The organism is Serratia sp. 22264 (assembly GCF_052045345.1).
Classification (GTDB): Bacteria; Pseudomonadota; Gammaproteobacteria; order Enterobacterales; family Enterobacteriaceae; genus Serratia; species Serratia plymuthica.
In genome coordinates this window covers 218494-231879 of record NZ_JBQEOY010000007.1, presented here as the reverse complement: position 1 = coordinate 231879, position 13386 = coordinate 218494, and the positions used below count along the sequence as shown (strand labels likewise).

Below are 13386 nucleotides of genomic sequence, written 5' to 3'. Positions count from 1 at the left end.
GCGGTTTTACGCAAAACAAAAAGGATAAGGGAATGAAGCAATCTGCAGGAAACAATAAACCGGCATTGGCGCCAGCCTGGAAACTGAACGCCTTGCTGTGCGCAATGCTGGCGGCGGGAGGGGCGCAGGCGGCCCCGCATGATGTGGGCGGCAACCCAGGCGATCCGGCCAGTTGGCGAAGCGATGAATTCAAGGCTGACTGGGGGCTGGGCGCGATCCACGCCGATGAGGCCTATGCGGCGGGGTATACCGGCAAAGGGCAAAAGGTGGGGATCTTCGATACCCCGGTAAACAAGCATCCAGAGTTTGCCGGTGACGGCAAGCTGACCAATGTGGTTACCGAAGGCTATCGTGCCTATACCGATCCGCATCGGGAGGGGATTAAGGCCGGCGATTATTTTTATTTCGACGGCGCTTTCCATTTTTACAGCGGGTCGCAAGGCCTGTTGAGTAATCACGGGGTCCATGTGGCGGGTATCACTGCAGCCAATCGCGACGGTATCGGCATGCACGGCGTTGCCTTTGATTCGCAGATCATCAGCGTGGACAACGACAATGATGGCCCGGCTTACGGCGAGTTCCTTGGGTTGGACGGCAGCGTGACCAACGCAGGTTGGCAGGCGATGATCAACAACGGCGTACGGGTGATCAACAACAGTTGGGGTGTCAGTATCCCTGACTTCCTTTCGGATAATGGCAGTAAACCCGAGGCCCTGCATTTCGAGTTAAAAGATGCGCAGGAACAGTTTGATCAGGTCAAACCGCTGCTCGGCAGCCTGGCCGGTGCGGGGTATCAGGGGGCGATCGACGCTGCCCGTAACAACATTCTGGTGCTGTTTGCTGCCGGGAACGACGGTAACTACAACCAACCGGATGTGATCAGCGGCCTGGCCTATTTTGTGCCGGATATTGCGCCTAACTGGTTGTCGGTTGCCAGTATTCAGGATCCGACGAAAACCGGCGACTACAGCATCAGCACCTTCTCTTCACGCTGCGGCTATACCGCCAGTTTCTGCGTTGCTGCTCCTGGCAGTAAAATCTATAGCACCGTGGCTAACGGTTCAGATCCAAATCAATTGGTCTCGGACTACGGCATTAAAAGCGGTACCTCAATGGCGACGCCGCACGTGACCGGCGCGGTAGCGGTGCTGTTGCAGCGTTTTCCGTATATGACGTCGGCGCAAATTGCCGACGTGCTGAAAACCACCGCCACCGATATGGGCGCGCCGGGTATCGATGCGCTGTACGGCTGGGGGATGATCAACCTGGGCAAAGCGATTAATGGGCCTGGGATGTTCTATACCCTTGAAGATATTCCGCAGGAGTTCCGTATTCCCGATCCGGCCGGCGTGGCTTACGGTTCAACGCAGTTTGTCGCCAATATTCCAGGTCTGGGGGCGGAGGTCGATCAAGGCACGTTGCATGCGCGCATTTGTGATGACTTCCACTGTGGGTGGGAAGTGTACTCAAATAACATTTCCGGCCACGGCGGCCTGATCAAAGAGGGGGCGGGCGCGCTGGTGCTGACCGGGGCCAACACCTACGCCGGCCCGACGTTGGTTAATCATGGCGTGTTGGCAATCAACGGTTCGGTCACCTCGGCGGTGACGGTGCAGAACGCCGGTATTTTGGGCGGCTCCGGCAGCGTCGGTGCGTTGACCGCCCGCCGTGGCGGCACCGTGGCGCCGGGCAATTCGATCGGCACGCTCAACGTGGCCAACAACGTCAGCTTCGAACCGGGTTCGCGTTATGCGGTGGAAGTGGCGCCGAACGGCCAGAGCGATCGGATCCACAGCGGCGGATCGGCGACGATCGGCGGCGGTGAGGTGGCGGTCTCGCTGGAGAACAGCCCTAACCTGTTATCGCAAAGCGAAGTGCGCAGTCTGCTCGGCCAGCAGTACAACATCCTGACGGCGGATCAGGGCGTCAGCGGGCAGTTTGACGCGGTGGCACCAAATTATCTGTTCCTGGGTACCGGGCTGAGCTATCAGCCGAATCAGGTGACGCTGAACGTCGGTCGTAATGACACCTCTTTCGCCAGCGTGGCGCAAACGCACAACGAGCGTGCGGTGGCGGCGGCGGCGGATGCGCTGGCGGCGGGCAACCCGGTGTACGAGAGCATCCTCAACGCCGGTTCGGCAGGGGAAGCGCGGCAGGCGTTCCGTCAGTTGTCCGGGCAGATCCACGCGGATATCGCGTCGGCGCAGGTCAACGACAGCCGCTACCTGCGTGAGGCGCTCAACGGCCGCCTGCGGCAGGCGGAAGGGCTGGCGACTGCGCCGGACATCAAGTCCGACGAAGGCGGTGCCTGGGCGCAGCTGCTGGGTGCCTGGGACCATGCGTCGGGGGATGCCAACGCCACCGGCTACCAGGCCTCGACCTACGGGGTGCTGCTGGGGCTGGACTCGGCATTGGCAGACGACGGGCGATTGGGCGTCGCGACCGGTTACACGCGCACTTCGCTGGACGGTGGCTACGGCTCGAACGCCGACAGCGACAACTACCACCTGGCGGTGTACGGCGGCAAACAGTTCGGTGAGCTGGCGCTGCGCGCCGGCGGTGCCTACACCTGGCACCGTATCGATACCTCACGCTCGGTCAATTACGGCGCGCAGTCGGATCGCGAAACCGCGAAGTACAGCGCGCGCACCGAGCAGGTGTTTGCCGAAGCGGGTTACAGCGTGAAGGCCGGTTGGGTGAATCTGGAGCCGTTCGCCAACCTGGCGTACATCAACTTCCAGAACAACGGTATCTCTGAAGACGGCGGCGCGGCGGCGCTGCATGGCGACAAGCAGCACACCGATGCCACCGTCTCGACGCTGGGGCTGCGGGCCGATACCGAGTGGCAGGCGAGCAAAACGACGGCGGTAGCGCTGCGCAGCGAACTGGGCTGGCAGCATCAGTACGGCGATCTGGATCGCGGCACCGGGTTGCGCTTCAACGGCGGCAATTCGCCGTTCGTGGTGAACAGCGTGTCGGCATCGCGTGACGGTGCGGTGTTGAAGGCCAGCGCGGAAGTGGCGGTGAACAAAAATGCCACGCTGTCGCTGGGCTACGGCGGCCTGCTGTCGCAAAACCATCAGGACAACAGCGTCAACGCCGGTTTTACCTGGCGTTTTTAACGCTTCTTGCCTGAAAGACACGGGGCCAGCTTGCTGGCCCCGTTTTTATTGGGGTCGGGTAACCGTGACGGCAAGGGAAGCTGTCCGTATGATGCATCGCGCAGTTTGGCGAAAAAACGGCAATAAAAAGCCGGGACCCTTGCGGATCCCGGCTCAAAAGTGGGTAAAACAGATTAGCGCTACGGCTCAAATTCCGGTTTGCTTACAGACTGAGTGAATGCATACATCCTTCAGCAGCGGCAATCGGAACTAATTTTCCCTGGTGTTATTATGGTTATTATCAAAAGTGGTTCTAGTATTATTTTTTATAGTGTATTGCTGTATGTGTCTTTTGATACCATGTTTGACCATAGAACATGGTATGTCAAGCAACGTTTTTAAATTAAGATTGCATGGTATGCAATGTTTTGAGCATGCTTCTTCATAATTCATAATTAAAACAACTAATAAATAAGCATAAAAATCGAAGGGAAAAATGGATAACAATCATCACAAATTCGATTCGTTGTCGATTGCAAACCGGGTCAGGGAACTGTTGTTGCATTACGGCATTGGCAAGCGGCAGCATGCAAAAGAGCTTAGCCGCATTCTGGATCTGAGTTTTTCGCACGCGCATCGAAAACTGAAAGGGCAAAGCCCCTGGACGCTGGAACAGATCAACAGCGTGGCCGCTGCACTGGGGGAAACACCGGCGGCTATCGCGGACATGGGGGCGGAACAGGAGACGTCGGCGCAAACTATGGCGCAGGATGCCATCTTTTTTGTGGCCGGTGCGGAAATTCCCTGCGTCGGTCATATCGGCGATGAACTGCCGGCCGGGCGACAGGCGGAGTTCGTGGCGCTGAAGCCGGACCAGCAATGGCAGATTTATCGGGCGGACGATGCGCCGTTGGGCAAACGCTTCTGGGTTGAATTGATCGAGATCCGCCCGAGCCATACCGATGATGAGCGTTTGAGCATTGCGGTGCTGGATGATTCGCACCAGGCGGCGGATGAGTTGGCGAAATACCTCGATGGCTGCGGCTTCACGGCGGTGGCTTTCTACGACGTCAGCAGTTTTTGCCAGGCGCTGCAACAAAGCCTGTTCGACGGTTATGTGGTCGACTGGTTGATCGGCGAGGAAACGGCGGATAAATGCATTGAAACCATTCGCAGCTCCGACAACCCGGATGCGCCGGTGTTGGTACTAACCGGCCAGTTGGGCACCGATCTGCGTGAGTCGGAAATCGCTAAAGCGATGCGTGACTATGACGTGCTCGGCCCCTATGAAAAACCGGTGCGGCTTCACGTCATCGAAGCCGCTTTGTTGCGGTGCTTTAATCTTTAGCGGTGAACAGCGAAGCCAAGGCGGTGGACAGCGCGTCTAACCGCACCGGCTTCATTAAATAGTTATCGAACAGCGCCCGCTGTTCGGCAGACAGTTGTTCCGGGGTGTAGGCGCTGATGCCGATAATCGGCACCTGGCGGTTGGGGCCGCGGCGGCTGCGCAGCTGTTTGGCCAGCGCGGCGCCATCGATGCCGGGCATTTGCAGGTCCAGCAGCAGCGCGTCGTAAGGGCGCCGAAACAGCTTTTGCAGCGCCCGTTCAGGCGAGTTGCACAGCTCGTGCCGGTAACCCAGTTTGTCCAACAGCGCCGCAAAGGCGTCGCTCACCGACTTATTGTCATCCACCACCAGAATATGCTGCTGCTTCTGCACCAGGCCGTGGTGCTGCGCCGGTATAGCACCTGGTTCTTCTTCATCGCCGATCTCGACAGGGATGCTGACGATAAAGGTGCTGCCTTTTTTGATTTCGCTGTAGACGGTAATGGTGCCGTTGAGCAGCGTCACCAGCCCGTGCACAATCGCCAACCCCATGCCGACGCCGCCATACTGCCGGGTGTGCGACTGATCAAGTTGGGTAAAGGGCCTGAATATCTGGTCGAGCATCTCTTTTTCGATGCCGATACCGGTGTCGGTGACCTCGATAATCAACGCGCTGCCGGTAGGCTGCCGCCGCAGGCAACTGTGCAGCGTGATGGTGCCGCTTTCGGTGTATTTGTAGGCGTTGGTCAGCAGGTTGACGATGATCTGCCTGATACGCAACGGATCGGAATGTATTTGCTGGTGGCCGCACTCAACCTCGCACAACAGCGTGACCCGATCTTTCTGGCTCAGCGTGGTGATTTCATTCGCCGTTTCATCGATCAACCGTTGGGCGTCGAACGGCACTATGCGCAATTCCATCATGCCGCTGTCCAGATGGGCATAATCGGTCAGGTCCTTCATCTGGCTTTCAACCTGCTGCGCGGCGGTTTCCAGCCGCTGGAAGGTATCCGCATGTTCGGCCGACACTTTAGTATTCACCAACACGTCAATGGCGGACATGATGCTTTGCAACGAGGTACGCAACTCGTGGCCGATGGCCCCGAGAAAGGCATTTTTGGTGCGCGTGGCTTTCTCCGCCTCAATCGCTTTGGCCTGTTGCCGGATGGTCAGACGCTGCTGGCGCAACACAATCAGGGTGATGGCAATCAGGGCGATCACCGAGAACATCACGATCACCAGACCATAAAAAATGATGTGCCGCTTTTCGATATAGTCTTCATAGGCGGCGGTACGCTGCTTCACTTCGGCGTGATCGGTCAGGTTGGCCATCTCAATCGAGTAAGGCTTGATTTGTTTCATGGCCTGAGAAATGCGGGTGAAATCAATCGTCGGGCTATTCAGCAAAGTATCAATCCGATCCATTTGCCGACGCATTTGGGTGACCACTTCAGGGTAACCCGGTTCGGCATACAGCGGCTGCGTGGATTCGGATACCGTTTCCAGTACGTAAAAGCGGGAATAAAGGATTTCAAATTTAAGCCTGAGATCTTCGCTATCCACCTGCTGCGCGTTTTTCTGCTGTTCGACCAGGGTTTCAAATTCGGCCAGCTTGATGGCGAATTTGGCGATCGACCAGGAGTAATTTTCCTGAGTGCCGGCAATGGCATACAGCCCTTTCTTTGACAGGGTGGCGCTGTAGTAATACAGCGTTACCGTGGAGGCAACCAAAAAAAGCGCGGCGAAAATCGCTGGGATCGCCAGCCTGCTGCCGTTTTTAAATCCTTTGAGCTTCATTTAATCACTATCCTGTCCACTTGCCAGATAAAGCGCGAGTTGTAGAGCGGGGAATTTAACTCAGGCCCTGCGGCGTCCCTTGGATAAACCAAAAACAGCGGTCCGAAGTTTCTGATCTTCAGCATTTCGCCGTCCATCTTGTAGGCCAAAATTATATGGTAATTCTCGACGTCGGACAGCGGCACGTCGATGTAATAATCGTTCAGCGCATGAAACGTCAGCGTGCTGCCTTTGGCCCCCACGCGCGCCAAAATATCCGCCACGGCCACCCCTTCGAACTTTCTTTGCGGCGTCCAGGAAGTTGAGGTGGTGATGCTGTGCACCGGCATCGCCAACAGTTGTTTATCGGTAAACAGATAACTTTTTTTTGCCGGGTCGGTGGCGTTTTCGATATTGCCCGTCACTTCCAGAGTGAAACTTAGCGCGCTGGATTGAACGATGACCAGCGCAAAAAATGCCCACGCGGCGTTTTTAAAAAAAGTGAACAGCATCGGTGTTCTCCAGAAGTAGCGGAAGTCTGCATAAGGCCTGCTAATTTAACAGGCAAAATCATGGCAGAAAATACAGGGTTGTGCCGGAGGGAAGAGGAAAGGAAGTGAAATTAAGCAGGCCGGGGCATGACCCCGGTCTGATAGAGGAACGGGTGCCGGGTTTAGTCGGCAGAGGCGGCTCGGAGAATATTCAATGCGGCCGACAGGCTAACCGAAGCGCTGGACAGGGGAACCCGGTCGGTTGCGATCGTGGCTAACGCCCCTTCCATCCACGGATGCATCAGCACCACGTCGGTGGCCCCTTGTTGGCTGGCCTGTTCGGCGGCCAATGCGGTCAGCCGCAGGGCCGCTTGGGTATTACCGCGTTGCAACTGCAAGCCACAGTCCGGGACAACCCGGGCTTCAACCCTTTGGGCGGCGCGCTTGCCTGCTTCTTCAAACAACCGTTGCGTATACAGCGCCGAGGCTTCGGTGGCGCACAGGGCCACTATCGAATCACTTGCCTGCAACGCCCTTTGCGCCAGCACATAGTCCGCTCTGAGTATCGGGACCGGCGAGGTTGCGGCGAGCGCTCTGGCGGCGCCGGAGAGCGTGGAACAGGTCAGCACCACCACATCGGCAGCTTGGCCGAGTGTTTCAAGTGCGGCGCAGACCTGTTGTTCCAGGTCTGGCGCTCCCGCTTCCGCGGCGGCACGCAGATCGGCACGAACGGCGTGCACCAGTGAATCTGCGGGCAAGCCGAGCCGGGACGCGGCCTGAGTAAATAGCGCAATATTGGTTTCAAAGGTATGCAGTAACGCGATGTGCATGTGGGGGGCTCCATGAGGTTTTGACGGTTGCCTGCAAACTAGCGTACTTTCTGACGGATAATGTCCAAACTTCATGATGAATAGTACAAATATGCACAAGCATGACCGGCTGGCCGCCTTTCTCCGGGCATTTGATCTGAAAGCCAGGGTGCTTTCCGGCCCGACAGACTCTGCCAACCTCTACGTCGCTGCGCGTGAGGTGGGAGAAGGGGCGTCGCATATCCGTTTTAACGTCGCCGGTGGGCCGCCGCCGGAAGGTGAGTTTGCAGTCATCGTCAGCGCCGGCGTCGACTTTTCCGGCGAGCTGAACCCGCTGGTCGGCACCTTGCCCGACAGAATGGATTTCTTGCTGGCGGATACGCCGGCGCTGCAGGGCGTGGCCGATTTGTTTATTGGCGAAGCGCAATCCCCCCGTTGTGGAACGGTGTCGGTGCAGGACCGATTGTGCGAAGTCATCATTGTGCTGGTCATCAGGCGCGCTATTGCCGCCGGTGCGGTGAAAGCCGGCATGTTGGCCGGGCTGGCCCATCCCACCCTGCACCGCAGCCTGGTCGCCATGCATGACGAGCCGGCCTGCAAATGGTCGGTTGAACGGTTGGCGCAGATCGCCGGCATGTCGCGCAGCCATTTTATCGAGCGATTCGGCACGGTTGTGGGGGAAACGCCGGGTGCCTATCTCACGGCATGGCGTTTAACGCTGGGCAGAAAAGCGCTGATGTCGGGGCGAAGCGTCAAGCAGGTGGCTTATCAGGTTGGGTTTGGCAGCGTGGAGGCGTTTTCGCGGGCATTTTCCGCCAAATATGGCGTGCCCCCGAGCTCAGTAAAAAATGGCATGTAATTACAGTGACAAAATAAAAGAGCCAGGTGCCGATGCAACCTGGTTTTTTTAATGCACAATCAGGTGACTGATACAGGGTAATCAACGCTTTTTAAAAACGTTAAATGTTGAAATCAGGAGTTCACAGCATGTCAGTGGTTACGAATAACTCGCTTCTCAGTGAAACGGCCGTTCAGACAGCGCCGACGGCCTCGGCCCTCAACACGTTGAAAATGCTGGTGCGTTACAAAGCCTGGGCGGATGCATTGACGTTCAGCAACGTCAGGTCCTTGCCGGAGGGCGAAGCCCTGAAACAGCGCCCGACGCGGTTTGGCAATATGGTACACACGTTAAACCATACCTACGTGGTGGACGATATCTTCAGGCACCATCTGCAGGGGAAAAAGCACGGCTATACCGCGCGCAATACCGAGCAGACACCGGCGCTGGAGACGTTGTGGCAAGCGGTGCAGGAAATGGACCGCTGGTATATCGATCTGGTGGATAGCTGGTCAAACGAGGATCTGACGAAAGCCGTTCATTTCGAGTTTGTCGGTGGCGGTGAAGGCGTGATGACGCAGGAGGAAATCGTGCTGCACCTGGTAAATCACGCTACCTATCACCGGGGCTTTGTCGGCGACATGATGTACCAGGTGCCCTTTACGCCGCCGTCAAACGACCTGCCGGTGTTTATCAGGGATCATTTCAACCAGGCCCGTTAAGCCGGCCCCGGTTTTTGACATCTCCGAATAGATATAAAAAGGTCAGGGTGTTGAAGCGCCTGACCTCATCTCTATCATTAATATCGCCATACCAGTGAAAAACCGATATTCATTGAACTGGTAGCGAAGCCATGGGGTTTATAGAGCGGTGTACCGATGAAGGTATCGAGGCTGGTATTCCATTTTTCAATTCTTACGCCCGCGATACCGCCTGCCAATTTATGCCCAATAGCGTTCTCGCTCTGCATGACATAGCCATAATCCATGCCAACATAGGGTTGTATCGGGACTGAACTTAGGTACCAGGCTATCGTATTTTGCCAGTAGAGACCTTTATTGCCGAACAAGTTACGCTCGCCATCAAATCCCCTCACGGTAGTACGGCTCCCAATGCCTAACTTGTCCTGTATAGGCAAGTCATAGTTGGCGAGTTGCAGCGTTAAGCCGCCCCTATAATCCATGGAAAGGTCGGACAGCATGAAGGGGTTAACTACGCCGGCTTCGGCTTTAATAATGTGGCTGCTTAAGTTATAGGCACCATCGAGATGATCAGCCTGGAACCATTGCATATTTTTCAAAAGATCCAGCGATAACGAAACCCTTGCATCATCGATATAGTGCAAGTGTTTGGCGCCAATTTTTATATTGGTTAAGCGTTTACGCTGAAGGTCTATTTCCGTGTCATTAATAAAATAATGATAATCCCGTTCCAATAATTGCGCATTGAGCGTGGTTTTGTACCGAGCACCGCGTGATACCGTTCGGCCAATTTGCAGGCTGAGGCTTTCTGATTGACCCTTATATTGGTAGTCAACAGCATAGCCGGGAATACCCTGATGATATTTACTCTTACCCGCAAACAGGTCTACTGACCAGAACCCATAGGGAAGGGAGTAGGATATTGCGTGTGAACTGTTGCCGCGAGTGTCAGATCTCTCAATATTCTGGGAGTATGATGCGTAAAGGGTATCGTTAAGCGAGGTCAGATTATTGAGGAAAAGCGCGGCACCACCCTGATAGCGGCCAGTAGCCTTGGTGCCAGAGTTATCGACCCAGGATGCTAACTGCCAGTATTTCGCTTGTTTGCGCAGCACTTCAATTTTACTTTCTCCCGGCGTTTGGCTGGGGGCAATACGGATGTCAGACAGCGTACCGGGGAGGGTGTTGATGTTTTCCAACCCTTGTTCAACGTTGCGGATATTGAGTATGTCGCCGGCTTTAAGCGGAAAAACGCTGGCCAGATTGAAATGCCCGCTGCTGTCGTCACTCAGCTTGATGCTGTTGACGCGGCCATAAATCAGAGAAAGGGTGAGAGTCTCTTCTTTGGCCTGATAGGTTTTCACTGCCGCACGTGAAGTGATCAGCCCTTCGCCGATCAACTGATTTTGTATGGCCTTCTGCAGGTTGCTTATTCCTGTTGCGCCCAGACACTGGTGTTCGGCGCTCTTGGCCAATTGCCTAATGGCGGGGATTGGGCGTATTTCACCACTTTCAATTTGCACCTTACGGATCTTCAGACACGGGCTTTCCTGCGGGTAGAAGAGCGCCTCTTGGCGCGTGTCGCTCGGCTGGGTGAATACGGTGGGAGCGCCAGGTTGCAGCTTGTTCTGGATATTCCGCTCGCTATTTTCCTGGCTGACAGTCTGTTGTTCCAATGTGGATAACAGATTACCGGCATGGGCAACCCCTGTAAGCAGGAGGCTCAGCAGCAATGGGATGTTTTTTTTCATAGTCAATTTTGGCATCGGAGCGGGGAAAAACCTCCGCCAAGCGGCGGAGGAATAATGTTACCAGAGTGGGTACCACCAGGATGACCACCATGGGTTCTGCTGTGGTGGGGAGACAACAACAGGTTTATTGATATCTCTACCATTGTTGAATACGGAACCCTGGGTTGACACCATTTTTCCGCTATTACCGAAGGACGTTCCTGTCCGGGTAATATTATTATATGCGCTGATATTTCCAGTGTTATAAAAAGAGGTGCCTGATGACGTGATCCCCCCTTGAGCGGATGTCAGGCTACCGCTATTGGAAAAAGACGTGCCCGACTGAACGATGTTGCCGCGTGCGGAAATATTTCCATCATTAGAGAATGAGGTGCTATTCAACATCATTCCGCCCTGATGAGAGGTGATATTTCCACCGACTTTGTTCGCCAGAGAGGTGGAGTTAATGCTTAATTCATTATTGGAGCTGATATTTTTCTCATTTTGAAGCGAGGTGGTATTGATATACGCCACATCGTTGACTTTTATGTCACCGCTATTGTTCAGCGCTGTGGTTTGTATCGCTGCACTGGCACCTGAGGTAATTTTTCCCTGGTTTACAACGCTCGCTGCCGTCAGGATCAAATTATCGCCATCAGTGATGAGTTCACCCTTGTTTCTCAGGCTGATTTGCGGGTTGTTATTGACGCCAACACCGTTTTCATTGGCGATCAGGTTGATTTTACCGGCGTACATGCCGCCGAGTTGGGAGACATCGACCAACACTTCTGGTGATTGCTCTTTGTTTTCCAGATCGGTGTAGCGCGTCAGATCGGCGGTAACGGTCTTTTTGCCCGCCAGCACCAGCAGGCTTTTGGCTTGCACTGCGGCATTGATATTCTCAGCACGGGCAATCACGGCGGTGTAGTCCACATCGCCCTTCTGCAACCCTTTGCCTTCGAAGGTTATCGTGCCGTCGGTAACGTTATAGCCGGTGAACTGTTTGTCTTTGAACTGCAGCTTGCCGGTGGTCAGTACCCCGGTCCCGGTATTGATAAATCCGCAACCGTTACAGGTAATGCCGGAACGGTTGGCGACGATAACGTCCGCTTTCTGACCGGCGACTTCGATCATCCCATTCAGCAGCGTTTTGTCGCTGGAATTGATTTCGTTAAGAATCACCTTCGCGGCACCTGCGCTCAGGTTGGGGTTGGCATTGATGGCGCCGGCCAGTTGGCTTTGCGCGCTGCCTTGCGCATTGTTCAATACTGCGCCCTGGCTACCCACGTCAAACTGGCTGTATTGGTTATGCGATACGCCATCTTGACCTGGTTGATTGATATTCACTACCGGCACATTATTGGCAGTGAGGTTAACGTTGCCGCCAACCGGCACAATGGAGGTGTCAGCAAAGGCGGAGCCGACGCTAACACACAGCATAATCATTGCCGAAAGGCAGGATATTTTCCTTGGTAATACCTTTTTCATTTTATTACTCCATAAATATAAGGGTATTTATAATACTGATCCGGTTTCAGCGACGCGCTTGCATATCAACATGTAAATAGCGCCAATTAAATTTATGAGCCCATAATCAATAAAATAGCATGCAGGATTACCTAGCGAAATATTATGGTAATTGTTATCTTGTAATCGAATTATTGTGCTGGATTGATGAGTTTTTTTGGTGTTTATTTTGTTTGCTCTGGGTTGAAAACTAATTAATTATAAGTTTATTTCACTTTGTGTATGTTATAGATATATATTTATATTTCTGGTTTATCTGTCTGTGAAAAGCATCCAGAATTAAGAGGGTGTTTTTTAGGCCAGACAGGCTTTTTCTCGTTTGTCAGGATGATTGAGCATGCAGGTGTAATTGTTTTGTCACTGTCTGGGGGGGAAGTGATGCATCCAGTGACAAAAAATATTAACATTAGGCTTGAATGATATTTTGATGATAAGATCGCTTAAAATTTTTAGGGGTACTACATGGGTAAGAATATCCATGCAGCACTTATTGCTGAGAGTATCTATTTACCGAAACTATTCCAACCGAAGAACGTTTTCTTTTTTATTTATGCAGAAATCAGGCAAGCATTAATCGATGCGGGAAAAATGTTGGATTTTTCGCAAGAAGACACAGAAGCGCCGATGGCTTGATGTGCAACCCTTGAGCCAGGGATTGCGCGCGGGTTTTGGTGTAATCGACCTGGGTCAGGGGCGGAGGATTCTGCGCCATATTGCCGTGCCATTTCGCAGCCGAGGCGAATCGTTCTCTTGAAACCCGGAGTTAGCATGGCATTCAGATGGCGCCTGCAACAATGTGGAAACACCCATGTAACGATCAATAACACAGTATAACATCAGCAGCGTGCGCCAATGGGCAGTTTGCTTACCCTCAAAAGAGCATCATGAAGGGGAAAATCCTTTTAATTCATGGCATAAGGATTATTTTTGCGCCAACCGGTGTTTGGAACATTTATGTGGAGCCGTGCTGTTCTGTCAATACCCTTGGACACCCTTGATTCTTTTGTTGTAGTATTGTTTTCTAAGAATTTTCTTAATTCGTTTTTTTGAATATGATTGCGACACTATTTTTATTTATTTACAGTGCT

The 13386-nt window shown here is 53.8% G+C and carries 10 protein-coding genes; 5 read left to right on the top strand and 5 right to left on the bottom strand.

The annotated features are described in order from the left end of the window. Nucleotides 1–32 precede the first annotated feature (32 nt). On the top strand, nt 33–3122 hold the full coding sequence (locus tag ACTJJ1_RS21475) for an autotransporter outer membrane beta-barrel domain-containing protein (protein ID WP_440835214.1): 3090 nt from the start codon (nt 33–35) through the stop codon (nt 3120–3122). Between the two features lie 475 nt (nt 3123–3597). Next, nucleotides 3598–4449 (top strand): helix-turn-helix domain-containing protein, encoded by an 852-nt coding sequence (locus tag ACTJJ1_RS21470; protein ID WP_004951658.1) that lies wholly within the window; start codon nt 3598–3600, stop codon nt 4447–4449. Here ACTJJ1_RS21470 and ACTJJ1_RS21465 read toward each other — a convergent pair. The 3 genes from ACTJJ1_RS21465 to ACTJJ1_RS21455 form a co-directional block, all read right to left on the bottom strand. Next, nucleotides 4439–6223: an ATP-binding response regulator gene (locus tag ACTJJ1_RS21465; RefSeq protein WP_004951655.1), complete on the bottom strand. Its 1785-nt coding sequence runs from the start codon at nt 6221–6223 to the stop codon at nt 4439–4441. The two genes, ACTJJ1_RS21470 and ACTJJ1_RS21465, sit on opposite strands and share 11 nt — an antisense overlap. Further along, the gene (locus tag ACTJJ1_RS21460) at nt 6220–6714 is read right to left on the bottom strand and encodes a molybdopterin-dependent oxidoreductase (RefSeq protein ID WP_004951652.1); all 495 of its coding nucleotides are present in this window, start codon (nt 6712–6714) and stop codon (nt 6220–6222) included. The genes ACTJJ1_RS21465 and ACTJJ1_RS21460 overlap by 4 nt, the downstream gene beginning before the upstream one ends. A gap of 161 nt (nt 6715–6875) precedes the next feature. Further along, nucleotides 6876–7523 carry a hypothetical protein gene (locus ACTJJ1_RS21455; protein WP_004951649.1) on the bottom strand — a complete coding sequence of 216 codons (648 nt, stop codon included), beginning with the start codon at nt 7521–7523 and terminating at the stop codon, nt 6876–6878. Between the two features lie 73 nt (nt 7524–7596). Here ACTJJ1_RS21455 and ACTJJ1_RS21450 point away from each other — a divergent pair, with 73 nt between their 5' ends. Then, on the top strand, nt 7597–8361 hold the full coding sequence (locus tag ACTJJ1_RS21450; RefSeq protein ID WP_440835211.1) for an AraC family transcriptional regulator: 765 nt from the start codon (nt 7597–7599) through the stop codon (nt 8359–8361). Nucleotides 8362–8489: 128 nt separating this feature from the next. Next, nucleotides 8490–9062: a DinB family protein gene (locus ACTJJ1_RS21445; RefSeq protein ID WP_004951642.1), complete on the top strand. Its 573-nt coding sequence runs from the start codon at nt 8490–8492 to the stop codon at nt 9060–9062. Nucleotides 9063–9139: 77 nt separating this feature from the next. Here ACTJJ1_RS21445 and ACTJJ1_RS21440 read toward each other — a convergent pair whose 3' ends face one another. Next, nucleotides 9140–10792: a ShlB/FhaC/HecB family hemolysin secretion/activation protein gene (locus tag ACTJJ1_RS21440; protein WP_110605952.1), complete on the bottom strand. Its 1653-nt coding sequence runs from the start codon at nt 10790–10792 to the stop codon at nt 9140–9142. Nucleotides 10793–10849: 57 nt separating this feature from the next. Next, nucleotides 10850–12259, bottom strand: a complete 1410-nt coding sequence (locus tag ACTJJ1_RS21435; RefSeq protein WP_440835208.1) for a filamentous hemagglutinin N-terminal domain-containing protein — start codon at nt 12257–12259, stop codon at nt 10850–10852. Between the two features lie 501 nt (nt 12260–12760). Between ACTJJ1_RS21435 and ACTJJ1_RS21430 the strand changes: the two genes are divergently transcribed. Next, nucleotides 12761–12931, top strand: a complete 171-nt coding sequence (locus ACTJJ1_RS21430) for a hypothetical protein (protein ID WP_440835206.1) — start codon at nt 12761–12763, stop codon at nt 12929–12931. Nucleotides 12932–13386: the final 455 nt, after the last annotated feature.